Annotated in this window: 23 protein-coding genes and 1 pseudogene; 10 read left to right on the top strand and 14 right to left on the bottom strand. The window is 57.5% G+C overall.

What is annotated here, in order from left to right; genetic code table 11:
* Positions 1 to 286: 286 nt before the first annotated feature.
* From ACNJX8_RS38230 to ACNJX8_RS38245, 4 genes are all read right to left on the bottom strand, one after another.
* On the bottom strand, positions 287 to 565 hold the full coding sequence (locus tag ACNJX8_RS38230) for a hypothetical protein (RefSeq protein WP_439358821.1): 279 nt from the start codon (positions 563 to 565) through the stop codon (positions 287 to 289).
* Positions 566 to 633: 68 nt separating this feature from the next.
* A complete protein-coding gene (locus tag ACNJX8_RS38235; RefSeq protein WP_439358822.1) occupies positions 634 to 1,935 on the bottom strand; it encodes a hypothetical protein in 1,302 nt (433 codons plus the stop codon).
* Between the two features lie 226 nt (positions 1,936 to 2,161).
* Positions 2,162 to 5,353 (bottom strand): ATP-binding protein, encoded by a 3,192-nt coding sequence (locus ACNJX8_RS38240; protein ID WP_439358823.1) that lies wholly within the window; start codon positions 5,351 to 5,353, stop codon positions 2,162 to 2,164.
* Between the two features lie 390 nt (positions 5,354 to 5,743).
* Complete coding sequence (locus tag ACNJX8_RS38245) at positions 5,744 to 7,054, bottom strand: alpha/beta fold hydrolase (protein ID WP_439358824.1); 1,311 nt, start codon at positions 7,052 to 7,054, stop codon at positions 5,744 to 5,746.
* Positions 7,055 to 7,670: 616 nt separating this feature from the next.
* Here ACNJX8_RS38245 and ACNJX8_RS38250 point away from each other — a divergent pair.
* Positions 7,671 to 7,862 carry a CsbD family protein gene (locus tag ACNJX8_RS38250; protein WP_439358825.1) on the top strand — a complete coding sequence of 64 codons (192 nt, stop codon included), beginning with the start codon at positions 7,671 to 7,673 and terminating at the stop codon, positions 7,860 to 7,862.
* 457 nt (positions 7,863 to 8,319) lie between these two features.
* On the opposite strand, the gene ACNJX8_RS38255 is transcribed toward ACNJX8_RS38250, so the two are convergent.
* Positions 8,320 to 8,664, bottom strand: coding sequence for a hypothetical protein (locus ACNJX8_RS38255; RefSeq protein WP_208758160.1), 345 nt, complete (start codon positions 8,662 to 8,664; stop codon positions 8,320 to 8,322).
* Positions 8,665 to 9,015: 351 nt separating this feature from the next.
* Here ACNJX8_RS38255 and ACNJX8_RS38260 point away from each other — a divergent pair.
* The 3 genes and pseudogenes from ACNJX8_RS38260 to ACNJX8_RS38270 all read left to right on the top strand — a co-directional run bounded on the left by ACNJX8_RS38260 (position 9,016) and on the right by ACNJX8_RS38270 (position 9,973).
* A pseudogene (locus ACNJX8_RS38260) lies at positions 9,016 to 9,283 on the top strand (hypothetical protein).
* Positions 9,276 to 9,572, top strand: coding sequence for a hypothetical protein (locus tag ACNJX8_RS38265; protein WP_439358826.1), 297 nt, complete (start codon positions 9,276 to 9,278; stop codon positions 9,570 to 9,572). The pseudogene ACNJX8_RS38260 and the gene ACNJX8_RS38265 overlap by 8 nt, the downstream one beginning before the upstream one ends.
* 122 nt (positions 9,573 to 9,694) lie before the next feature.
* Positions 9,695 to 9,973, top strand: a complete 279-nt coding sequence (locus ACNJX8_RS38270) for a DUF1488 domain-containing protein (RefSeq protein ID WP_128936397.1) — start codon at positions 9,695 to 9,697, stop codon at positions 9,971 to 9,973.
* A gap of 32 nt (positions 9,974 to 10,005) precedes the next feature.
* Here ACNJX8_RS38270 and rpsU read toward each other — a convergent pair whose 3' ends face one another.
* On the bottom strand, positions 10,006 to 10,281 hold the full coding sequence (rpsU, locus tag ACNJX8_RS38275) for a 30S ribosomal protein S21 (RefSeq protein WP_027572522.1): 276 nt from the start codon (positions 10,279 to 10,281) through the stop codon (positions 10,006 to 10,008).
* Between the two features lie 65 nt (positions 10,282 to 10,346).
* On the bottom strand, positions 10,347 to 10,655 hold the full coding sequence (locus tag ACNJX8_RS38280; protein WP_439358827.1) for a hypothetical protein: 309 nt from the start codon (positions 10,653 to 10,655) through the stop codon (positions 10,347 to 10,349).
* 65 nt (positions 10,656 to 10,720) lie between these two features.
* Here ACNJX8_RS38280 and ACNJX8_RS38285 point away from each other — a divergent pair, with 65 nt between their 5' ends.
* The 3 genes from ACNJX8_RS38285 (at position 10,721) to ACNJX8_RS38295 (ending at position 11,533) form a co-directional block, all read left to right on the top strand.
* A complete protein-coding gene (locus tag ACNJX8_RS38285) occupies positions 10,721 to 10,930 on the top strand; it encodes a cold-shock protein (protein WP_128936398.1) in 210 nt (69 codons plus the stop codon).
* Between the two features lie 94 nt (positions 10,931 to 11,024).
* Complete coding sequence (locus ACNJX8_RS38290) at positions 11,025 to 11,261, top strand: transcriptional regulator (RefSeq protein WP_439358828.1); 237 nt, start codon at positions 11,025 to 11,027, stop codon at positions 11,259 to 11,261.
* A gap of 59 nt (positions 11,262 to 11,320) precedes the next feature.
* Entirely contained in the window at positions 11,321 to 11,533 is a 213-nt protein-coding gene (locus ACNJX8_RS38295; protein WP_439358829.1) for a hypothetical protein, read from the top strand.
* A 286-nt stretch (positions 11,534 to 11,819) separates the two neighbouring features.
* Here the strand turns inward: ACNJX8_RS38295 and ACNJX8_RS38300 are convergent, their stop codons facing one another.
* Both ACNJX8_RS38300 and ACNJX8_RS38305 read right to left on the bottom strand, forming a co-directional pair.
* The gene (locus ACNJX8_RS38300) at positions 11,820 to 12,050 is read right to left on the bottom strand and encodes a DUF6894 family protein (RefSeq protein ID WP_439358830.1); all 231 of its coding nucleotides are present in this window, start codon (positions 12,048 to 12,050) and stop codon (positions 11,820 to 11,822) included.
* Between the two features lie 7 nt (positions 12,051 to 12,057).
* A complete protein-coding gene (locus tag ACNJX8_RS38305) occupies positions 12,058 to 12,258 on the bottom strand; it encodes a hypothetical protein (RefSeq protein ID WP_245473719.1) in 201 nt (66 codons plus the stop codon).
* Positions 12,259 to 12,468: 210 nt separating this feature from the next.
* Between ACNJX8_RS38305 and ACNJX8_RS38310 the strand changes: the two genes are divergently transcribed.
* Positions 12,469 to 12,696, top strand: coding sequence for a hypothetical protein (locus ACNJX8_RS38310; RefSeq protein ID WP_128936402.1), 228 nt, complete (start codon positions 12,469 to 12,471; stop codon positions 12,694 to 12,696).
* Positions 12,697 to 13,339: 643 nt separating this feature from the next.
* On the opposite strand, the gene ACNJX8_RS38315 is transcribed toward ACNJX8_RS38310, so the two are convergent.
* On the bottom strand, positions 13,340 to 13,564 hold the full coding sequence (locus ACNJX8_RS38315; protein ID WP_439358831.1) for a hypothetical protein: 225 nt from the start codon (positions 13,562 to 13,564) through the stop codon (positions 13,340 to 13,342).
* Positions 13,565 to 14,311: 747 nt separating this feature from the next.
* Complete coding sequence (locus ACNJX8_RS38320; protein ID WP_439358832.1) at positions 14,312 to 14,698, bottom strand: nuclear transport factor 2 family protein; 387 nt, start codon at positions 14,696 to 14,698, stop codon at positions 14,312 to 14,314.
* Between the two features lie 229 nt (positions 14,699 to 14,927).
* Here ACNJX8_RS38320 and ACNJX8_RS38325 point away from each other — a divergent pair, with 229 nt between their 5' ends.
* Complete coding sequence (locus tag ACNJX8_RS38325; RefSeq protein WP_439358833.1) at positions 14,928 to 16,079, top strand: hypothetical protein; 1,152 nt, start codon at positions 14,928 to 14,930, stop codon at positions 16,077 to 16,079.
* 378 nt (positions 16,080 to 16,457) lie between these two features.
* Here the strand turns inward: ACNJX8_RS38325 and ACNJX8_RS38330 are convergent, their stop codons facing one another.
* Positions 16,458 to 17,450 (bottom strand): ABC transporter substrate-binding protein, encoded by a 993-nt coding sequence (locus ACNJX8_RS38330; protein ID WP_439358834.1) that lies wholly within the window; start codon positions 17,448 to 17,450, stop codon positions 16,458 to 16,460.
* A gap of 418 nt (positions 17,451 to 17,868) precedes the next feature.
* On the opposite strand from ACNJX8_RS38330, the gene ACNJX8_RS38335 reads away from it, so the two are divergent.
* The gene (locus ACNJX8_RS38335; RefSeq protein WP_439358835.1) at positions 17,869 to 18,630 is read left to right on the top strand and encodes a ThuA domain-containing protein; all 762 of its coding nucleotides are present in this window, start codon (positions 17,869 to 17,871) and stop codon (positions 18,628 to 18,630) included.
* Positions 18,631 to 19,668: 1,038 nt separating this feature from the next.
* On the opposite strand, the gene ACNJX8_RS38340 is transcribed toward ACNJX8_RS38335, so the two are convergent.
* Positions 19,669 to 21,174, bottom strand: a complete 1,506-nt coding sequence (locus ACNJX8_RS38340) for a CHASE3 domain-containing protein (RefSeq protein ID WP_439358836.1) — start codon at positions 21,172 to 21,174, stop codon at positions 19,669 to 19,671.
* Between the two features lie 190 nt (positions 21,175 to 21,364).
* Positions 21,365 to 21,994 (bottom strand): TerC family protein, encoded by a 630-nt coding sequence (locus ACNJX8_RS38345; protein ID WP_249758011.1) that lies wholly within the window; start codon positions 21,992 to 21,994, stop codon positions 21,365 to 21,367.
* Positions 21,995 to 22,278 lie beyond the last annotated feature (284 nt).

Here is a 22,278-nt window from a genome sequence, read left to right on the forward strand (position 1 = left end):
CGAAGCCTCCCATCGCGGCTCCAAAGCCCCTAGTGCATCGGCAGAAAAACAAGAGCGTCCGCGGAGCCCCGTATGGCAAATTGACGACCGTTCTTCCGTTAGCGGGAAATCGAGGTCCAAGGCGCCAGCGAGTGGTCAGCAGCCACACCAAGCGCGATCCCAAACTCATAGGCGCGCGGTCCCGGCACGTTTAAGACCCGAAAGATCGTCTGGCCGGCGCTGGGCAAACGTTCCTCTCACCAACTAGTGCTTCTGGGTGCACGTGAACGCCGCGTCGAGCTCCTCGTCAAACTACTGTATATTCGGCAACACATCCGCCAGCGCCGTCGTGGACCACACTCTTGCAGTAGACGGCCAGATATTGCTTCGCTGGAACCTGAAGAATGTTCAAGCCTGGCTGCAATTGTGGGGAGTCCTTCAATGTATTGGTGCCTATATCGTACAGCCCCAACACGACCGCACCACCGCATTGATTGGTCACACTCAGTCGCAGTGTAGCCGCACTATTTGAATTGTTGGTGTAAATAGGGGAAAATTCATTGCATCTTATACTCTGGGCCGTCATTTCGACGCTCCTCTCGGTCTTCTGCGAGATTCAATAGTGGCAATTGCTCCGGTTTCAGACCGCAGCGCTTACTTCCTAGTAAAAGTCAATGTTGTGTTGCTGTTACTTGGCACGATCTTGTACCGCTGCAACCTTCCAGTTCCGTAATGAATGTGATCACTTGGATTGGCGTCAGTTCCGACATCCCAAGTCGGTTCGACTGGTACGCCTGGCGAATCCTCTTGTTCAAGCTCGAGATTGTTCATCGCAACGTCGACGAGATCATTTTTGTTTTTGAACTCGTAAGCCTCGACTACGGCAACCGGATATGTCAGTGGCAGTATGTTAGGCGCAAGCAGCGTTGCAACGGTGCTGCCGTCAAGCAAGAAGCTTGATCGATAAGACATCCCGTCCCACTCAATTACACCCGTCAGAACTTTATTTGCAGCGACTTTAGTCGCTTTCGTCCAAGCCGGTGCCTCCGGGCCCGTAAATCTCCTTTCGTCGTTTAGTCCGGGCATCATGTCGATAGATGGCGTATATGTAGATGGTACGTACCAACTACGAATGGCCCAGCCGTCGGGTGATGACCATTGCAATACCGGCTGCAGGATGCCAGGAGGGAAACTCTGCTGAGGGTTTGGTAAGCTTTCAAGCCCGTTAAAGATGAAAAGGATTTGGCCTCTATCGTGAGCTGGTGCGGCTGGCACTTTGTAAGTTGCAGCGTAGCGAGTGAAGCGGCTTCGGCCATTGTACTTCCAAGCTGCTGTCCCGATCCACCCTCCCCGAGGACACGTCATTACGATAGTGAGTTTATCGTATTTGTATTTCGGATCGCTAGGATTGTGCGGAGCGTTGCGCCATAAAGTCGTGACCTTGTGGCGCCGCGAAGGCCGGGCTTGGACTCCCACCACGACATCAATCTCGATCCCGGAATCCATCGGGTTGCCCGGCAGGTGTTTGTCAAACAGCGCAATTCTCACGGCCGTGTCGAGGTGGTCCAGCATATTGCGAGCTCGCGCACTCGGATTATCCGGATCAGGCCCTGGTAGATTTGGATCGACGGGGAGCTTAGTAAGTGCCTCCCGCGCCTCAGCGACGGACGATTCCCAGTTCTGGTAAAGGTCCGGATTACCCCAATTGGACTGATCGGTGGGATCGCTTGCCGCAAATTTTTGGTAGTATCCCCATAGCAGACTGTCTCTAGTGAAACCTGCGGCTTTGATATTCCTAACGCTCGAAACTACTGTGGCCGCAGAAAAAAACTTCGATGAAAAGTTGGTTGGATAGTCCTTGTAGAGAGCACCCAAGATCTGCGGTGAAAATTTTCCTGCATCCTTCTCGGTCGCTGTGGCAACTTCGCCTAAATCTTTCGTCGGCGTCTTTGTCATACCCGCCTCCCTTATGAATGTTTTGCGAACACGAAACCGCTTTTCTGCACTGGCAAAGTCCAACAAAAGCAACTGCCCGCTCGCCGCCCTCGTTGTAAGTTGACGACCGTGGAGCGGGTCCTAGCATCGCATCTATCCTAGCGGTTGTGCTGGGAGATGCAATCTCGGCAGATGCCGCGCGATCATGGGAATCTCGGCGTTCGTGCTCCCTTCGCGAGTCAACTCGCTAGCTGGATTGATTCAAAACACGCGACAGCACCCGAGAAACCTCACGTTTCGTTCCGAAGGCCCCGACACGCGCCGCAATTTGCTCGGCTTTGTTTCGGTCCGCCGCAAAATCCATACCCAGTGCGCCATTCAAAGCGCTCTTGATGAGCAGCGCTTCCAACTCTAAAGGTTGGTACCCATTTTGCTGAGCACTCTGCTCACAACGGCAAACCATCTCTATTGCTAAGTTGCGTTGGGTTGGCGATGCTGCCTTACAGAGCGCAAGTCCTAGCTCTGCGCGCAGTGCAGCCGACCGGTGCCCAAGCAGTTCGGCCTCGTCACGGGCCATTTCAAACGCCTTTCGCGCTTCTGTCACGCGTCCCAGTCGCAGGAGCGCAAGCCCGTGCTGATTGGCAAGCACGGGAATGAAAAGATGCACTTCATGCTGATGGGCGAGCTTGAGGGACTGTGCCAGCGCCGCTTCCGCCGCCTGGGGCTCATTTCTTGAGAGTAGAAGCACTCCGCGGCTAAATCCCCCTGCTATCGCCGCAGCGGGGCCCTCATTCTGAGCCGCAATCGCATCTGCTCGTGCTTGCGCCGCGGCAGCGCCTTCTTCGTCCCCAAGTGCCACTTTACTGACGCAGATCATCATACAGCTAAGCAGCGCAGCTTGTGCTGCTCCGCCGCCGGGTGGCGGTGAAGCACCTTCAAAATAAAAACGCTGGTAAGCTCTCTCCAGAACCTCTACGGCCTCTACATAGTGACCAGCGATAAACCGCGCCTGCCCCAACCCATATTCCGCATAGGCCAACCATCCAGGCTCGCCGCTCTGGCCCGCTTCGCGCACTGCAGCCTCGCCCGCGTCGAGCGCTTCGGCCGGCGCACCGTAGAAGTTCAATGCCGCCGCACGCATAGCCAAGGCAGGAATTCGTCGTCTATTGTCGTCGGAGGCGAGTGCGCGCGCCTCGGCCTCTCTTGCCAAGTCGAGCCAACGGCTCACCTTTCCTAGATTTCCGTAAGCCATTCGCGCCTCAATCCTGAGATCAATCGCGGTTGCCTCACGTTGCGGTGACGGCGGCAGCTTGTCGACCGAGGCTATTGCCAGTTCGAAATGCTTCTTCGCGTCCGAAAACGCAGATTGGCCAAAGCAGCGACGCGCGATCGTCGCCGCCAAATCGGCTGCACGCGCCCATTCCTTGGCTTGGACAGCATGGTGCACCATTATGGCTGCCAGCTCGTGCGGGTTCAGAGCAGTAGCCGCCTCGGCCTCGAGCTCGGTCAGAACACGCTTGTGTAGTTTCACCCTATCGGATTCCAGGGTGGCATCGTATGCAACCTGGCGAACGCATTCGTGGGGGAACGAGTTTTGCCCATCTCGAGTCTGCGGGACGCACACCAACATACCCGCTGCCAGTAGTGCGGTATGGATCTGACGAAAGACCGCCTCTTCCAAACCTGCGATCACCCGGAGTAAACGGCTTGGCACCTGAGGACCGATCGAGGCGGCTACTTGCAAGACTCGCTTCTCGCGTGGCGCCAGTCGATCGATACGGCTCGCGATCACACCTTGAACTGTCAAAGGAACGCCGAGATCTGTCTCTTCTAACGCTGGCTCAAATTCACCCCACGCTCCCCTTAATCGACCGGCCTCTACCAACCCACGACAAACTTCCTCTACAAACAACGGCATCGCACCCGTGTGCTCTAGAATTCGTTCCTTTAAAAGCCGAAGGCGAGGCGATGGACCAAGCAACTGATGAAGCATTGCAAGGCCTTCATCAGGCGCTAGTGGGGCTAAGACCAGTCTGGCATCCGGCTCACACCAAGAGGGCAGCTCATCTGTTCGAGCAGTGATTAAGACGAAAAGCGGAAGACGCTTGGCCAACGACACTATTGCGTCAAGGGCAGGGGCGCTTGCCTCATCAGCCCATTGCACATCCTCAATGAGGAGCAATGTCGGCTGCCCACCAACCCGACGCGCCACGACCGAACAAGCCATATCGATGATGGCACGAGTTCGCGCCCGGGGAGCTAGCTTTGTCCACACTGGAAGGTTTTCTGCAACTACTCCATCGAGAAGAATGCGCAGCGCAGCCGATTGTACATCTGGCAGGTCAGCTTTGACCGCTGCCTGATCAGCCTCACTAAGCCCCGAAATAGATTTGGCCAGGACGTCCTTGAGAAGGGAAAACGGCGAATCTCCAATTATGGGGCTACATTCCGCCTCCACGGAGTGCCAGCCGCGCTGGCGCAGCACGTGCACAGCCTCCCGCACCAAGCGCGACTTGCCCACGCCTGGCTCTCCCGAAACAAGCGCAACGCGGCCGAGGCCATTCGCAGCCGCTTCGCCTAGGGCAAGCAAGTCTGATAATTCTGCCTCACGACCGACGAATGCTGCAGTACCTCGCCCTAGTGTCACTTGCCATTTCGATAGCTCACCAACACCCGCTATGGGATGAACGATCGCCGGCCGGGCGAAGCCCTTTAAAACGTGCATTTCCGGCGCTTCGAAATGGATATAACCTCGAGCCAGCATCCAACACGCTTCGGACGCGAGCGCCTGGCCGGGCTCCGCCACTGCTTGCAAGCGCTCAGCCATAATCAATGGAGGGCCGTCAAAATCGTACATCTGGGTGTAGTCGAGCTTCCGAGGCCCGGCCACGACCAAGCCTGAGTGCACGCCAACCCGCACGCGAATGCTACCATCCGCAAGCGCTTCAATCCGGCGCAGAAGGTCGAGCGCAGCGAGGCAAGCCATGACCGCGTGCATGTCGTTGGCGACCGGCGCGCCGAACACCGCGAATATGCCATCACCCATTTCTCGATGGATAATGCCACCGTACTGATGCACAGCCGATCGCATCTGATCCATTGCTGGGGCTAGCCGCGCGATCGACTCTTCTAAATCAAGGCCTGTCACCAGATCCGACGAGCCGTGCAGGTCGGCTCGCAAGATGGAGACATATTTCCGCTCGGTCGCTAGATTCCGCAAATGGTTCCGGCGACTTATCGGGGACGAAGCTGTTGGTTTTCCATCTCTAGCCGAAGCACGCCCGGCCACCCTGTCCCACCGGACGTTCGTGCTATTCTGCCCAACGATCGAGGTGCTCGCGATAAATCCAGCGTTCGAGGGCCTGGACGCCGCACCAGCGCTTATGCCTGGATCAATCGAGCGGTAATGCCGGCGTGCCACTGGCGTTGCCCCCTTCACTCGGGACCAAACGCGACCGAGCGGAGCTCAATTTCAGGTAAATTAGTCCCCAGATTACCCTTAGGAGTCAAGGCGCAACCGGCCATGTCCGCGCCTCTATAAGCGGCAGCCACACAACCAGTTTACCCATTACTCAACCTTGACAAGAATGCAGTCGAGAAAGTCGCACGTCAATTCCGCCGGCGGCGGCCGTCGTTTGATCCTCTCGACTTCTACAGCTTCGCTCAGCCGTTCTGTAGTTCGATCACTTCAGAGAGCAGATCTGCTGTGACGCGCAAGCTATCTCGTACTTTGGCGAGCCTCTCGTCACAGAACGGCTGGCCGATGCGATAGCCTCAAGACCAAGTCGAGCACCCTATCCGAATTGAGCATTCCGCGTTGAGCTTCTCTCTACCGTTCAACCGCGAATAATCTGACGCTGTTAGTAATGCCCTTTAGGGAATGATGACCTTCGTCATGGAACCGAATGTTTGATCCTGCCACCAGATCACGCACCGTATTCGAGACCAAAACCTGTCCGGGCTTCGCCATCGTCGCAACGCGCGATGCGATGTGCACGGCGATTCCGCTGACATCGTCATCGGCAACTTCAATCTCGCCGGTGTGAAGGCCTGCCCTCACCTGCAACCCTAGCGGTTCGACGCTTTCATTTATGGCAAGAGCGCACCGGATCGATCGAGCCGGACCGTCGAAAGTTGCTAAGAACCCATCACCCAATGTCCTCACTTCACGGCCGCGATGCCGCAACAGTTCTCGTCGCACGATGGCATTGTGGTGATCCAGCAGGTCGTGCCATGCGCGGTCGCCGATCGTCTCCGCACGTTTGGTTGAGTTCACAATATCGGTAAACAGAACAGTGGCGAGGACGCGGTCAGCTTCGACTGCCGATCGCGACCCAGTCAAAAACTCCTCAACCTCATCTAGCACGCAATCTGTGTCACCGGTCCACAACAAGTGGTCATTACCCTGTAGTTCGACGTATTTCGCATTCGGAATTTTCTCCGCCATGAATCGCCCGGCCTCAACGTTGACCCGAACGTCGCCTTGGCGATGAAGGATGAGCGTCGGCACTCGAATGGACGGGAGAATGGGACGGACATCGATTTCGCTATTCATTCGCATAAGCGCCACAACAGCAGACGGACTTGCGCCGAGCCGCTCAAAACGTGCCCAGGACTGTCGAAAATTCTCGTCGGCCGCCACGCTTGGAGCAAACAAAGCAAGGCTCTCACCAGTCCCCCACGCTTTCTCCATGCGCTCGAGTGCACCTTCGATCCTATCCGGTGGCAGCACCCACGATCGGAAGTGCCCGTACGCTCCATAAAGCGCCAGAGCTCGCGTGCGCTCTGGATAGGTGGCCGCAAACAACACGGACATCGCGCCCCCTTCCGAGATGCCGAATAGCGCGGCCTGTCGCGAGCCGACGGAATCCATGACGGCCCGAACGTCATCCATACGTTCCTCGAGCGTCGGCACGCCGACAGTCCGGTCAGAGAGACCAGTGCCGCGCTTGTCAAACATGATCAGCCGGGAGAAGGCAGCTAGGCGCGTCCAAACCCGGGCACGGTGAGGCTCGTCCCAGGCCACGTCTAAGTTCGAGATGAAGCCAGGCACAAACACAAGGTCGAAAGGCCCATCCCCGACAACCTGGTAGGCGATCTTAATATCACCGCTCTTTGCGTACCGCGTCTTCGGAACCATCGCACATCACTGCACGTAAAATGGCGTGATTGGGGGGTATCAGTTGAGTTGATGCTTCCAGCGAGCAGGTCTTTAGGAATGGTAACAGCTTGCCGTGCTGTGCGGAAGCTAAAAAGACCATCGCGACCGACAAGAAAGCGCAGCGTGCTTGGGGCAATGGCGCTGCCGCGGCACGCAAGAACCGGCGGACACGCCGCTGCAGTTTGATGGCGATTTCCCCGGTGGCTCGCGTGCCGGCCGCGCACGACGGACATCAACGCTGTGCTTCACATTTGAAGTGACGGCGCGACCTTCGCGTATGCGTTCTTATGGAATGATTCAGGAAACTTCCGCTTCGATGCACTCAGCGGACCTCCACATTCGACGACCGCTTTGGTTGGGCCAGGAACGGACATCCATGAGGGCGAATAGCCCTTTAGGCCGTGCTGTTGAGATGACCAGTCGTCGGTCGTGTTCCGCGAGTTACCGCCGATAACGGACGTCACGATAGTCCTCAGCGTTGTTCGGCTAGGAGCCTTCAGAAGTCTTCGCGTGCAAGACCGGTTGATCTTCTCCGAGGAACCGCTGCACAACTCTTTCGTGGTGCTGGTCTTCTGAATAGCATAGGAACACGATCATGGATCGCGACCATGTCAAGGGCGCTGCCGACAAGGCCAAACGCGCCATCAAAGAAGGTGCTGGTAAACTCAGTGGCGACAAGGACATGGAAACCGAAGGCAAGATCGATAAGGCCAAGGGATCCGCCCACAACGCCGCTGGAGATGTGAAGGATGCAGCGCGGGACGCCGCTGACGCACTCAAAAAATGATCACAACAAAAAAGAAGACCTAAGCGCCTTGCTACTTTGCGGTCTGGCTGGGTGTTAGCAAGATGCTTTAACTCCTAGACAACCTTTCCGCTACGCCCGTTTGGGTGCAGCGGCATTCCAACGGAAAAGACTGCGCCAGCTGAGACGGCGGCTGAGCTCACCGGCCTGTTGATCGCGAAAACAAGCGCGGCTCGGAAAAGCGGCCCGTCCTCGCTTCGGACATAGGTGAAAACAAGCCGCTCCACTTTCAAATTAGGCCACCGGGGTCGGAAACAAGCCAGGGCGCCGCCCTCGTGTAGGAACAGGGCGTGAAATACGAACCCTTAGTGAGTAGGACTCGTTGGCTCGCCGTACGGTTACGGGCAGACGCCGGAGGAGCGACCGGCAATCGTCGGCTTAGGCCGTTCAGAAGTCTTGACGTGCAAGACCGGCGGTTCTGCGCTGGTGTCAGGTCCTACTACTTCTTCTTTGCAGGTCCGAAATCCGGCTGCCAAGCGGCTTCCTTGCGGCTCGGCGCCGCAGCGATCACCTGCGCCTTTTGCTTCTTCGGCTTCTTGGCTTCGCGATTGCCGCGTTGCTGGCCCTTCGCCATGTCGCTCTCCTTTGGTGGTTTGAGTTCGTCGAGTTCGTTCGACTGCAGCACCCGTCCGCGCGGAGTGCAAACCCTGACGTCCATGTAGCCTTCGCGCAGCAGCTTTCGCGCGAGCCGCAGCGCGACCATTGCACTGCCGCGGCCGAGATTGGAGCTTCCGTATTCGTTGGTCCCACTGACCAGATACGGCACGCGGGTTGCCCTAGCCATTGAGGATGGCAGCTCCACACACGAGAAGCAGTAAAAACAATGGAACGATTACCGGCGGCACGATCCATTCCGAGATACGAACACGCGGCATCGAATGCTCTTGGGAGGCCTTCGGCGGGAGCACACGTGACCCTCCGTCACCGGTCGAAGCCGTTGAGATTTGCGGTGATGGCGGCGAGCCTACGCCCGCGCCGAGCCAATAGCGAGCGTTAAATGCCGCGCGGGCGACGGCTCCGCTGTGCCATCCTAGTTTGCCGGCGGGTCACGATAGTGCTGGCTATTGCTGCGCGAAGGGCGCATGATCGCGAGAGCCAGCATCGGTTGGGCTTCACTTGCGAAAGGCCGGCGTGCATGACCATCCGCTCGCGGCGAGAAACCCTCAACTTCAAGCATCCGTTCCGCATCCGTGGCATCGAGCGCGTCTTGCTAGCGGGTGCCTGTGAGGTCGTCACCGACGAGGAGACGATCGACGGCCTGAATCTTCTCGGCCTATCGCCGCGTTGCCACAATGATCACCATGCCCGCCGAAGGCGCTTGCGGCGCCACGGAGATGCTGTCGATCGGCTCGATCGATCTTGCGAACGCGCAAGCCGCGGACGCGAGCATCGCCCATGACTGACCAGCCGGTCGATCTCGACAAGCATCGCGGCATGGCCGCGCAGAAGGCCACCGACCTGCGCCGCGCGCTGGCTGACGTCGAGGCCAATCTCCGCGAGCTGCGCGAGCGCGAAGCCGACCTCGAAAACCGCATGATGACGGTGCCTGCCGCGTCCTGGCCGGAGGCGGCAGTGAAGGCGCGTCATCTGCTCAACCTCTATGCTGCGAGTCTGCCTGCCGAGGATACGCGCCATCGCGCGCTGATGGCAGCACTGTTCGACGATTTCGCCCGGCTGTCGGGGGAGGGCTGAGGCGAACGAGGGCCGCCTGGATTCGCGACACGGGGCCATGCTCGGCGCGACCTCGAAGCGGGCGGCCCGTCGCGGGCGACGATTGGAGCACGTGCCGGGCCGCAATCAGGTAAGAGCAAGCCATGACATTGACCAGCGGCCGCTTTATCAGCCACGAATACGACCGGATGATCGTCCGGTTCTCGATGCATGACGGTGCCAGGGAGGTTCCTTGCGCGATCTCCACTTCTGCGATGGACTATCTCGAGCGCGGGCCGCAAGTCAGACCCGAGCAGCGGGAAGCTCAGTTCACCCGCCTGCGGGATCGCATCGAAGCTCGAGCGGCCAGCAAATATCGTGCGACAGAGTTCGAAGGCACGCCGCCGGGCATCGTGCTGCGAAGCATCGATTTCAGACCATAGCTCGACGGCATGCTTCCCAATGACGGTGCTCTCTATTCCGCCCGCGCCTTGATCTCCGGCAAGGGTGGCTTGCGTTCAAACGGTTTCTTTTTCGGCGGCGCTGGCAGCAAGCCCTCTCGGATCGCCTGCTTCCGAGCGAGCTTGCGGGCCCGGCGAATGGCTTCAGATTTCTCGCGGGTCTTTCTCTCGGACGGCTTTTCGTAGGAACGCCGCTGCTTCATCTCCCGGAAGACGCCCTCGCGTTGCATCTTCTTCTTGAGAACACGAAGTGCCTGCTCGACGTTGTTGTCTCTGACAAGTACGTGCAATTGATCCTCCTCGCTCAGGGCTGCGAATGCGACACGTCCTGCTGGCAGCCAATTGCGCAGGAGCTTCATTTGCGACTTTTGAGGATAGTGGCGGCGACACTCGTCGCGGCTTCGGACGAGCCGATCTGCTTGTCACAGCGATACAGCTTGGTGGCATCAACGTGACCACTCTCGTGCAGTGCTGTCAATCGATAACGTCTTGCTTGCAGCTCGACAGAGACACGGGAAGCGCTTGGATCGGAGCACCAGAGCCGGCTCGCAGAAACAAATCGGCTTGCCTCCTTGCGAATTTGCGAATGCAATGTATATTGAGCTCGTTCGATTAGCCGCTGTGCCTTGTTGAATGCGCCTGCGGGCTCTTTTTCCAAAGACATCGACGAAGTTGAAGATGACCGTGTGATTGTCGCGCGGAATGCGTTCGCACGCTTTGGAGAAGAAGATGACGACAGGTACTGTAAAGTGGTTCAACGGCCAAAAGGGCTTCGGTTTCATTCAGCCGAGCGATGGTAGCAACGATGTGTTCGTCCATATCAGCGCCGTCGAACGTGCTGGCCTGGCGGGTCTCGCTGAGGGCCAAAAGGTCAATTTCGAGATCAAGACCGACAAGGTGCGAGGCAAAGTCAGCGCCGAGAACCTCTCGCTGGCTTGATATCGTGGCGCCGTTTCACGGATGTACTGAAACGGTTCCCCTGCCCGCTCGATCTTCGGATTGAGCGGGTCTTGTCGGTTGTGGAGACGGAGCGATGAGCGCCAAGAAGCCGGCAGAACCGTCCGTCGAAAGTATCGACCGTTCCGAGCGGAAGCGCTTGGCCGCTGAAGAAGGAATTCGAGCATTGGCGGACGTCGAAAGGCAGGCCATCGAGGTTCGTAAGAACATGGCGCGGCTCCGCGAGGTGCGCGAGGCCAAGGAAGCGGCCGATGAAGCTCTTCGAATAGCGTTGCCACCGCCCAAGAAGCGTTCACGGAAGCCGGCGCGGTAGTCGCCTTCAACGCCATCACCCCTAACGGAGGGCCGATCACATGCCGGAGAGCGCAGGTCGTGCCTAGAATCAAGCCAGACCACGGAACTATTACTTTCTTTCTCGCATCCGGCGCGAATCGGCAGATGTGCCGGCTCGCGACGACATTCAACACGCAAAAGCAGGCCTTCAGCTATCTCCAGAAGCATCGAACGGAGTTCGAGCGCATAGCGCGGGCGCGCCTTGCTTCGGGGGAGCTCGAAGACGGAATTGTCGTGCTTTCAATGCTTTGATAAGCTACGGCGCGGTATTTTTTTGGCTCAGTTGACCGGGTCTGCATGCGATTGAGAATGCTGTCTTATAGCGTGTGATCCGGGATGACCGAATTGTTGCTCTCCCAGCTCGGACTTGGATTGGCTTGAACCGATCAATTCGAAAACGGTCGAACTCTTCGGGCCCTCGAGCAAATTGCGCTTACGGCTTGCCCAACCATCTAATGTCGCGAATGTATCGCCGATGTCGTCGATCGTATCGCCGGCCATTTTCCTGGCGCGAGGCGGCCAACTGAGGTGGCTCTTCTTACGGTTGTCTAATTTCAAAGCGCAAAATTGCCTGCATCACAGGTCTGCCTTGGTCGTCTCGGACCCGGATTGCCATTTCGCACCACTTTGCGCTCGGCACTATATCTCTTGCAAAGTCGGCGAGCCCAGCCGCTGCTTGAGCGCGCACAGATTGAAAGCTGTCGCATTCAATTCCCACGTCATCGCGAACAAGCTTACCATTATGCGTATCGAAGTAATAGCGCGCCATGATGACCTTACTTCGGTGATAGTCGTTTAGAGGAATTGGCCCACTCCTCTAGGTGAGCCGCTGTATCTGCCTGACTGACTTTGCGCAGCATGTTGTCGCGCTCGATGCCCGGCGGAAGCTTTTCAGCTTCGTCGCGTGCGTCTTGTGCGAACGCGGCAAGGCGAGCTTGGAATGATTGTGGTTGCTCGAAACGGCGCCGGTTCATCATGGCGCTTCTCCCTGTTTGAGTGGGCGGGAGCGCAATCAGCGTTCTCATCACCGATAGGAGCCTAGGTCGCGCGGTGATGCAGGAGCAATGTGCGAAAGAAAGGCCGGTTCCTAATTAGACGCCGAGCGCGATTTCCCGGAGAACGACCAGCCTGCAGGTATGGTCACGTAAGCGACTGGAACTTGCCTAGTTCTGGGAGCATAGTGAGTTATGGCAAACACTGAAGGCATTCATCTAGTTAAAGTGACCACCGACGATCGGGAACATCAGCTTTGGGTGGCTGCGACTCCGCGCGACGAAGCGGTCACTGAAGTCTTGAATGCCATTCCAGAAGGGTGGACAGCCTCGCTGTTAACCAGCCAGCTCACGCTTGAAGAGGCTGAAGTCTTGAAGCTCCAACCGGGCGAAGTTCGAGAGGTCACCTCAAGAACAAATTAGGCCAGGATTGAACTTCCAACTTGTCGGCCCGGTCGCCGTCAGAGCTCTCCCCACGGACCAGGGGTGGCCTATATGAACGAGGCCGCCAACTGAGGCGGCCTTCGCGATGACGCGTGCGCGAGGCAGTGCCGAGCGATGCCGGACCACTCCGCCATCCTGAAAATTGACGAGACCTTTACAGGCGCCCCCTACAAGTCTCGCGATACCTGCGGCAATTTCCTGCGCCTTGTTCGCCCAGCTCGTTCTTGTAGAGGCAGGCCTGTCTCAATTCGGCGCACACATCCCTGCGTACTGGTCTTTGGCAGGTCTCCCGGTATCTGCGGCAATTTCCTTCGCCCCGTTCCCCTAGCGCGTCCTTGTTTTCGCAGGCAAGCCGCAATTGCTCGCATTGCCCGCCTCCCCGACCGTCGTACCCTCGGACGCCTCCCGGTCCAATTTCAAAGGATTGGGAATAGGCCGAGATCGGGATTACAAAAAGCGCAGTTGCCGCTGCGGCGCCGAATGCATACTTGCGCATTCCTTTCAACATGGCTGATCCTCCAGTTAGTATGTTCCGGTGAATAGAGGGAGGCCACTTCGGCGGCCTCTCTCTTGTCGATGGGAGCAGACGGAGCGGGAGTTATCGCTTCTCGCCACCGCTCCCTTAGTGCGCGCAGACCTTGATGGTCTTCATCCCGGTCTCAGCTTCAGTGCGTGTCTTGAACGCCTTGCCGTCGCCAACAATGACGGTGGTTGTGGTGGTCGGCTTCTTGTCCACGATGGTGCACTTCTTCGTGGAGGTGTCTTGCACTACATAAAATTCCGTCTGGGCGTAGGCAGCGCCGGTCATGATTGCAGCGGCAGCAGCCGAAATGAGAAGCTTCTTCATTGTGTCTCCTCCATTGAGTATGTCCCTGCGCAAATCATCGAGCGCGTGGATTCGGTTCCACGGCTGGAAACTACGGCTCGGGCTCACTACTGTATGGAGATACTAAAGGGATGATATGAACGCCGGCCGAACGGGCAGTTCAGAGATCGTTTATCTCGAGGTTACCGATCTTCGCCTCCACAAGCGCACCTTAAAATGCCGGCCACTTCCGCTTCGCCCCGAAATGCCGACGAACCCTCCAACTCACACGCCCGATCACTCCGCCTTGCTGGGTAGCAGAATCCGGCACTGGGTAGCGAGCGAATGACCGCCCCTTGATTCCAAGCGAACGCACGCTCGGTGCGCGACCTCCAAGGCCGAGAAGATCAATGAGTCCTATCTGTGCCGGATGCTTCGGCGGCTCTCGCCGGCCATCACTGAAGCCGTCCTGAATGGCCTCCAGCCAGACGGGCTTGAGTTGGCCCAACTGTTGAGATCCATTCCAGCCAAGTGGGACCAGCAGCAGACCCTGTTCAGCTCAGACGCTCGGAAAGCTGAACAGCGCTAAAACCCCCTTGCGAAATAGGACGGGTTTGTGCGCGCCGGATTCGCACATCCGTTGTTATGGAAGAACTAGGCCTTTGGGTGAGCAGGCCGAGTCCGCGGGAGTCCACCGCGCGCTTGCGACATCCGCATTGACCTCAGAAACAGACATCAGCGCCGCCTATCCGCAAGTCCGCGAGGGGCCACATTCGGACATGTGCGTCGTTAGGCTGACGAAGGTCCTTCAACAATCTTCCAATACGAGTCCTTGCGGATCACCTCGTCCGCGCGAAAAGTGTAAAAGTCACATCCTCGGACCTCGATCTTTTTTCCTTCGCCTGTAGTGCCCGTTAGCGTCCATTTTGAAATGCCCGTGTTTGCCATCGTATCGACAAAATGCTCGGCGTCGCCGTAGTGAACATCCGGTAAGCTTTCAAAGCGCGTCGCGAGCCCGTCTCGTACGTGGCGTTTGCCCTCGAAGCGGGAGCCCCAAGGCTTGCTTCCCCTCGGCATCTCCAAGACACAATCGTCAGCAAAGAACTCCATGATGGAATCCAAGTCGTGCGCGTTGAACGCTTCACACAGCGCCGTCAATTTCGATCGAATGTCCATCCGTCCCTCCATCGAGTTCTCGGAAGGGATACAATAACACAAGGGCACACAGGTGAGTTGAAGGGCCGATTAGACGTCTGGTCGATGTCGCCTTCGGGTCAATCGCGACGTTTTAGCCCGGTTTAAGTTTGATCCGGTCTTCCCCTGACGGCCGACATATCCTCGGCCGTGGGATGCGGCAGCGACGGGCCAAAGCTGCAGTTGCCTGTAGCCAATTTGAGGAGCATGCTTGCGTGCATCGGAACCACGCTTTTTGATCAAATTAAAAGTATCGGGAGCAAATTCCATGGGCCTTTTTCTGTCGGCACCTCCTCTGATTACAGCTGCCCCCACAGGCTATGCCAGTGCGACTGTCACCTACAAAACTGATGTCTTCCTCAAAATTCGGGAGCGAATTGTTGGGCAGCCCTGGCGACCAGTAGGTCTTGACGGGAGCGGGAATCATCCGATCACTTTGAAAGCCGGCCAGAAATATGAAGCAGAAGCATTCGATGCGCGAGATGTGGACCCGGTGAGTTGGCCGAACTATCCCAATGATCCGCGGCGGGTTGATCCTAAAGATCAGATAGCTGTTCGCGCGATCGCCGGTACTGGCCCGCTGCTAAGAGAACCCGCCACCCCCGACGTAGGAGGAACATATGCTTTTTTCCGGGTTGCCACCGGGACGGTAGCTTCGTTTGCGGTCGTCCAGATTGGTAAGACTCCGCCTGTTGCGGATGCGTCAGGCTTTCAGACGATGGCTAATGCGGAACAGACTCTTGAATCTGAGGGTTTGACGGTTCACGAATTTGAAGTGGCGCCACTGGTACCAACTAGTAGTTTCAATTATCTGGTCACAATTCTCGATGTCGGTACTCCAACCTCAACAGGCACGTGGCAACAAGTCTCCGGAACCTTCACCACCAAGCAAAGGGTTGCGACGATAATTCTCAGCAAGCTCGTCATCACCGATGATTCCGATCCTAACAGCGTGGCAGGACCGGGGAGGTTTGCTTTTCAGATACGCGAGAGTGGAAAGCCTCAGCCCACAGTAGTGAAGGACTGGCAGTTCACCATCTCAAGTTTTACAGACAAGGCGCCAAACAATCAGATCGACCTCAGCCCATATGGACTGGCTACAGTGCTGGGACCCAAGCCGCTCACGGCAGACACTGACGGAATAGGCATTGCACTCCGATGTGTGGAAGAAGACGCCAGCGCATTTTGGGACACTGACGATATTGCGGAAACGCCGTATGGCACTGCGGTCTGGTTGGATATTCCTACTGGTCGATTCAAAGAAAATGTCTCAACAACCCAAAAGATCCAAGCTCTTCCGCGTACGAGTGCCGACCTTTTGAAGTTTCACGTACACGTGGATTATACAATCGCTTACGTCTGAGCCGTGGCATCGGGACGTGGGCATAGAATGTACCGCGCGAAAAGTTTTTCGCGCGGTGCAGTTTGCCGCAGATCGCGTCAACCACCTCGGGGCTATATTCGGTTGGTCTAGGCATTGCTCGCATTCCAAATGCCGTTGTACTCGCGCACCAGCCCCTTGTCCTTACTCGTTTGGTGTGAAGTGAGGCTTTTGATGCTGCGCAGAAGCGTGGGCGCTGTCCAAGTCTGCAATGGGTCATGAACGTTGGTTTAAGCGTTAGCGGGTGACTTCCGGTCTCACTTCGACTTCGGACGTTTCCCCGTGCCGCGCAAATGGTCGCGAAGGGCCAAGAGGAGACGTGACCCTGCCCTCGTCGTTTCGTCCTACGGCGAGCGCTCTCTATTCGATCACCTCGCTCGCACTCGCGAACAAGGCAGGTGGAACAGCTAAACCCATCTTTTTCGCCGCCTTCAGATTGATAATAAGCTCAAACTGCGTCGGCTGCTCGACCGGAAGGTTTGCCGGAGAGGCTCCCTTAAGAATCTTGTCTACGTAATCTGCGGCCTTGCGATATAAGTGCCTCTGGTCGGGTCCAAAGGCAATCAAAGCGCCCGCTGAAGCACATTCTTTGGGGCCGAATACGGCGGGCAGCCTAGCCTGTGCGAGGCGGTCAATGATTTGCCGCAAGCCTCCGAGCAGCACTGGATCTTCCAAAACAAGCATGCTCGCGGCTCCGGCGTTGCTGGCAGCATCGATCGCCGTCAGCGCTTCTTCCACCGTTCTCGCTTCGAAGAGCAGCAGCGGTATTTCTGAAACTGCGGCCGCCGTGTTGACCTGATTCAAAGCAAGCGCAGTAAAAGGCGTATCCGGATTGCCCAACACTGCAGTCGGCTTTTTGCCTGGAACGAGCTCATTGATCATCTCAAGCTTTTTTGCCGCTATATCAGCCGCCAACACGCTCATGCCCGTGACGTTTCCTCCGGGCTCTCGTAGGCTTTTGACCAAGCCGGCACCAACAGGGTCGCCGACAGAGGTAAACACGATTGGAATAATGCGAGTAGCTGCCATCGCGGCCTTTGGAGCAAGCGTCCCAAACCCACCAACCAATACGTCGGGGCCGGCGCTGACCAATTCAACAGCCAGTGGCGCCAACGCGTGTGTGTGTCCTTCCGCTGATCGGTAATCCCAGACTAAATTCAGCCCCTCGCGATAGCCCAACTCTTGAAGCCTCTGCAAAAGGAGCTTGGCATAACTCTTATCCTCACCTGGCAACAAAGCGAGATAGCCAATCCGGTATCGCTTGGTCGATTGCTGGGCTCGCGCTGACATCAGCGGCAATATCGATGAAGTCGCGGCGCCTGCGATCCCAGTAATCACATCTCGCCGTCTCATTCTAAGGCCTCGGGTTTGCACTGAACAACCGGATGAAGTGTCAGAATTAAGCTGGGACGATCCTTCCCACGCGAGAACGCGTCGCCACGAGATTGCCTCAAGTCGGCAAAGTTCCGCAATGGGTCATTCGCGTCCGGATCGCCGCGTCTTCGCGATGATCCGTCTGGGCCCAACTGCCGACGTGCCGGAGGTCATTGCGATCTTCGCCTGCGGGCCAGAGGCAGACATCCACATTTAGTGCTGCGCGTGTTCGGAGTAATGTATGCCCGCTTTGGGGAGCCCATAGGAGTTGAGACCTTGCCACCGACGTTCGTATATTTGTAGTTTGTCGGTCTGGATACCCCTTGCGTGATCTGGTTTCGAACTTGGTCCGGGTGATGGCACTCAATGCGGCGAAGGCGAGCAGCGTCGGGAGAGGATGGTGACGCGACGAGAGTTCATCGCACTCCTCAGTAGCACGTTGGCAATCCGACGAGCTAATGCGCATGCAGAGCGCTCCGCAGAAAAAGTCCTCTATTTCACATATTCCGCCGGCTATCGGCACGAAGTGATACCGCTTTCCAGTGCGACACTTATGCAGCTCGGGAGGAATTCCGGCGCCTTCGAAGTCATCGCAACGGACGACACGTCAGAATTTTCGACCGAAAACCTCGACCGGTACGCCGCGGTGATATTCTACACAACCGGCGAAATTCCCATGGACGACGCGCAAAAGACGGCACTTCTCGACTTCATTCGCGGGGGCCGTGACTTCGTCGGCATTCATTCGGCGACGGACACATTCTACACTTGGCCGGATTATCTCGATCTGATCGGCGGCTACTTCGACGGTCATCCCTGGCATCAGGCCGCGACAATCGTTCCCAGCAATCCCCTGGTGGCTTTTCTCGGGACTTCGTTGCAAGTCGAGGATGAGATCTACCAAATCAGCGAATTCGACCACCGTGGATCACACGTCCTCCTGCGCCTCGACCCCAGCTCGGTGGACCTTAGCAAGGCCGGTGTGCATCAACGATTCTATGATTGGCCTCTCGCATGGACCCGACGCTACGGCAATGGGCGAGTATTCTACACGGCGCTAGGCCACGAGCCGGCAGTTTGGCAGGACGCTCGCTACCAGCGAATCCTCACGAACGCTATCGTCTGGTCGAACGCTATCGTCTGGTCCATGCAAAGGTAGTCCAAATTGCATTTGCGCTACCCCGAACTTGCAGGCTGGTGCCCGTCCCGGAGGTTCGGACCGCCTTGCCCTGCGACTTCCGTTTAGGGTCTTGGCTGTGTGAAAAGGCGGAGCCGCTTGATCGCGATAGAACAACTTACTCGTCCAAGATCGATGTAGCACTCAAGCTCGCAAGAGGTTTCAACATAGATGACGAGCTGAAGAATTCGCGTCTTTACACAGCTAGGGTCACAAACGGAAGTGCGCAACGCGGGCCTCGCAGGTCGGCGTATCCTCCGGTAGCCGACATACGATTAGGCCTGACCTGCAGACCGGACTAGACGGCTGCCTCGTTCGCAAATCAGTTGTTATGGGATAAGCCGGCCATTGGCCGACGTTGTCAGCTGAGTACTATTCGCTCTAGCTTCGAAAGCAGACCCCGTCCGCGCACAGGCAAAGGTCAGCTCCGGCCCCAGAAGCGGTCGTCGACCCGAACATCCTTTAGGCACGATACTTGCGTCGCCATGACTCGATCAACGCAGCGAGCTTGCCGTCGAGCACCTCATCCCCTCTGCCAAGCCTGCCTAGTATTCAAGCCAATAATCGCCCACCAGCGCGTGGGTTTTGCAGAACTTCTCGCTGTTCGCCCGACAGACGACAAGTCGCGTGAGCTGCCCATTCGGGGTCGCGCGAACGAAATGCGGGACCAGCAGATGACCGCTAGACAGCGTAACACTCAAACGATTTATACCCACTACGGTCCGGGCCGGGACTCATATGAGACCGGTACTCGCGCCATGATTTTAAGTCGAGATCGGCACCACTCTCCTCGCTGGATAAACAATGGACGGTCTGACTAACACTGCAGCCTAGTCGGTGCCCTGCGCGGGGCACAGACGCGCAAACAGTTCCCACAGCCGCATGTCGTCATCGGGCCAGCGATCGGCAGCGCCACGCTGCTGCACCGGTAGTCCGCAAAATAGAGGCCTCGGGCCCATCTCGCGCATCCCGAGCATCGGCCGCAAAACTCTGCAGCCGCGCAAGGGCTAGTGGCGTCATCTAGTCCTGGAGGGGAGCGAGGGTAAACTGGAAGACGGCGCCCCGCGGTTTATTCACGGTGACCCACAACCGTCCGCCATGAGCCGCAATGATCGACCGACAGATGGCAAGCCCCATGCCTAGGCCGTTAGGCTTGGTCGTGTAAAACGCGTCGAAAACACGTTCCGCACTCGTCGGCTCGAGCCCCGGGCCCGAATCCCGTACAGTGACGAGCACGCCGCCTGCAACATCCCTTTCGGTACTGATCTGCAACTCGCGCTTGCCGTCCTCAAGGCTGTTCATGGCTTCCACGGCATTGAGGATCAGATTAAGGAGCACTTGCTGCAGCTGAATGCGCTCACCTTCGATTTGCGGCAGGTCCTCAGCGAGTTGCATCTGTACCGAGATTCCATGCCTCACTGCCTCGCTCCGGACCATGGCGGTGACGTCCAGAACGGCTGCGTTGACGTCGAGCCGACTTTTGGGCACCGGCGCTTTCCTGACCATAGCGCGGATCCGGTGGACGATGTCGCCAGCTCGTTGGCAATCTGTGACAATGTGGTGGAGGGACTCGCGGCCCTTGTCCAGGTTTGGCGGGTCCGCGGCGAGCCAGTTCAAGGCGGCGTCGGCGTTAGTAAGCACAGCCGAGATCGGCTGATTGATCTCATGGGCAATCGAGGCCGTCAGCTGCCCCATTGTGGCTACGCGACTGACATGAGCGAGCTCGACTTGTGTCTTTTGGCGTTCGACAATGCCTTTCTTGAAAACATTGACCGCGGCCGCCATTGCGCCGATTTCGTCACGCCGATCAATTCCGGGCACGTCGATGCTCGTGTCTCCCTTGGCAAGCGCCGCCATAGCCCCGGTCATGCGTGTGATCGGCCGCGCGATCGCGCGTGTGAGTAGTATGCCCATCAACACTGCGATCATGAGCGAGGCTGCGGCGCCCATCACGGTTGCCGTGTATGCAGTAGCATATGCCAACTTCTGTACGGCGTCACGCCTTGCCAACAGATCGCGCTCAACCTTCTCGATTTCGCTCGCCTTGGCGCGGATTGCGTCCATGGCAGCCTTGCCGGTCGCCCCCTCCAACGTGCGCGCCTGCTCCCGAGTCGTGGGATCCGCCATCAGCGCGATCTCCCGCTCGGCGGTCTCGACGCGCCACGTCATCGCTAGCTTGTTCAATTCATCTAGACGACTTTGCTGGTCTGGGTTATCCGAAGTCTGTTCTCTTAATTTTCGGATTGCCGCGCTGAAGTTGGCGCTGCCTCTGCGGTACGGGTCCAAGAATTTCTCGTCGCCGCTGATCAAATAGCCGCGCAGACTAGTTTGTTGATCCAGCGCTGCGGCCACTGCCGCCTCTAGCGTGTCCAACACGTCAGTGGTATGGACCCGCCGGTTTTTGGCCTCTTCGATCACGCTAAGTCTGTCGTAGACGATTGCGCCGCTCACGAATATGACTGCTACCACGGCGGCAAATGCCGCCATCAATTTGTGCAAAATCAGTAAACTCGAAAACTGGGGCACCTGACCCTCAAGGCCGAAGTCCGCGACCGACCAGACAGCTAGGTCGAGATTGCTCCCAAGCGATGGCATTCGCAAGAATTGGTATGGGACCGTGACGGGGCAAAGCGGCGCAGCCTCCGGAGTGGAGCGCAGTCAGTGTCTCGTCGGGCAACGGGGAAATTTTGGCGTGCCGTCGGACACAACAGGGCCGTCATATCGACGCGACCTTCATGACATCCAATGTTCCGCGAAAGATCATCTCAAGTGCCACGTAGAGAATGACGGCCAGACCGACGTAAGCAATCCAACGATGAGTCTCCAGAAGGCGGGCAATGAAAGAAGCGGCCATTCCCATCATCGCGATGGAAAGGCCCAAGCCGAAAATCAGGACCACTGGATGCTCCCGCGCAGCCCCTGCGACGGCCAGAACATTGTCGAGAGACATGGAAGCGTCGGCAACGATAATTTGCCAACTCGCTTGGATGAGTGTTTTACGAGGTTTGCTTTCTGGGATTGCTCCAATTGCCCCTTTCCTATCGGTGGGGCCCGTGGGGGACGTGCGCAACTCTCGCCACATTTTCCAGCATACCCACAATAACAGGATCCCGCCAGCGAGCGGAAGGCCGACGATCTGCAGGATCTGCGTCGCTATCCCGGCTAACAGAAGGCGCAGTATCGTCGCGGCGACTATACCGATCAAAATCGCCTTGCTTCGTTGGGCCTGAGGAAGTCCCGCTGCGGCAAGACCGATGACGATGGCATTATCGCCGGCGAGCACAAGGTCGATTAGAACGACCTGCAAGAGTACGCTAAGAACATCCGTATTGAGAAAATCTAACACGGATCATGGTCCCCGATGCCAGGGAAATGGCAACTCCGAGCGATGGTCGCTTACGTTCTTATGGATTGACCGTTACCATCCAAAACAGAGCGGCCAATTCAACTCTAGTCCGACGTCGCCGGCAATCAGGGCGCCAGGTGACGACCTCCCAAAACGGCGTCCGAATGTTGTCCGACCGGCGCCCCGAAAAGCATTGCGACTTGATCTGGTTCGCCAAAAACCGCTGCGGCGCAACACATCATGGTGAACGCACCTGCGATATCCCAGAGCGTAACATGTTCTGA

The organism is Bradyrhizobium sp. SPXBL-04 (assembly GCF_051853035.1).
GTDB classification, from domain to species: domain Bacteria; phylum Pseudomonadota; class Alphaproteobacteria; order Rhizobiales; family Xanthobacteraceae; genus Bradyrhizobium; species Bradyrhizobium zhanjiangense.

Excerpts from the sequence above, each read along its gene's own strand:
- ACNJX8_RS38290 (WP_439358828.1), top strand. The coding sequence starts at position 11,025 with ATGAGCGCCAAGAAGCCGGCAGAACCGTCCGTCGAAAGTATCGACCGT.
- ACNJX8_RS38245 (WP_439358824.1), bottom strand. The coding sequence starts at position 7,054 with ATGGTTCCGAAGACGCGGTACGCAAAGAGCGGTGATATTAAGATCGCC.
- ACNJX8_RS38300 (WP_439358830.1), bottom strand. The coding sequence starts at position 12,050 with ATGGCGCGCTATTACTTCGATACGCATAATGGTAAGCTTGTTCGCGAT.
- ACNJX8_RS38285 (WP_128936398.1), top strand. The coding sequence starts at position 10,721 with ATGACGACAGGTACTGTAAAGTGGTTCAACGGCCAAAAGGGCTTCGGT.
- ACNJX8_RS38230 (WP_439358821.1), bottom strand. The coding sequence starts at position 565 with ATGACGGCCCAGAGTATAAGATGCAATGAATTTTCCCCTATTTACACC.
- ACNJX8_RS38315 (WP_439358831.1), bottom strand. The coding sequence starts at position 13,564 with ATGAAGAAGCTTCTCATTTCGGCTGCTGCCGCTGCAATCATGACCGGC.
- ACNJX8_RS38235 (WP_439358822.1), bottom strand. The coding sequence starts at position 1,935 with ATGACAAAGACGCCGACGAAAGATTTAGGCGAAGTTGCCACAGCGACC.
- ACNJX8_RS38335 (WP_439358835.1), top strand. The coding sequence starts at position 17,869 with ATGGTGACGCGACGAGAGTTCATCGCACTCCTCAGTAGCACGTTGGCA.
- ACNJX8_RS38250 (WP_439358825.1), top strand. The coding sequence starts at position 7,671 with ATGGATCGCGACCATGTCAAGGGCGCTGCCGACAAGGCCAAACGCGCC.
- ACNJX8_RS38330 (WP_439358834.1), bottom strand. The coding sequence starts at position 17,450 with ATGAGACGGCGAGATGTGATTACTGGGATCGCAGGCGCCGCGACTTCA.
- ACNJX8_RS38305 (WP_245473719.1), bottom strand. The coding sequence starts at position 12,258 with ATGATGAACCGGCGCCGTTTCGAGCAACCACAATCATTCCAAGCTCGC.
- ACNJX8_RS38265 (WP_439358826.1), top strand. The coding sequence starts at position 9,276 with ATGACTGACCAGCCGGTCGATCTCGACAAGCATCGCGGCATGGCCGCG.
- ACNJX8_RS38255 (WP_208758160.1), bottom strand. The coding sequence starts at position 8,664 with ATGGCTAGGGCAACCCGCGTGCCGTATCTGGTCAGTGGGACCAACGAA.
- ACNJX8_RS38270 (WP_128936397.1), top strand. The coding sequence starts at position 9,695 with ATGACATTGACCAGCGGCCGCTTTATCAGCCACGAATACGACCGGATG.
- ACNJX8_RS38320 (WP_439358832.1), bottom strand. The coding sequence starts at position 14,698 with ATGGACATTCGATCGAAATTGACGGCGCTGTGTGAAGCGTTCAACGCG.
- ACNJX8_RS38310 (WP_128936402.1), top strand. The coding sequence starts at position 12,469 with ATGGCAAACACTGAAGGCATTCATCTAGTTAAAGTGACCACCGACGAT.
- ACNJX8_RS38280 (WP_439358827.1), bottom strand. The coding sequence starts at position 10,655 with ATGTCTTTGGAAAAAGAGCCCGCAGGCGCATTCAACAAGGCACAGCGG.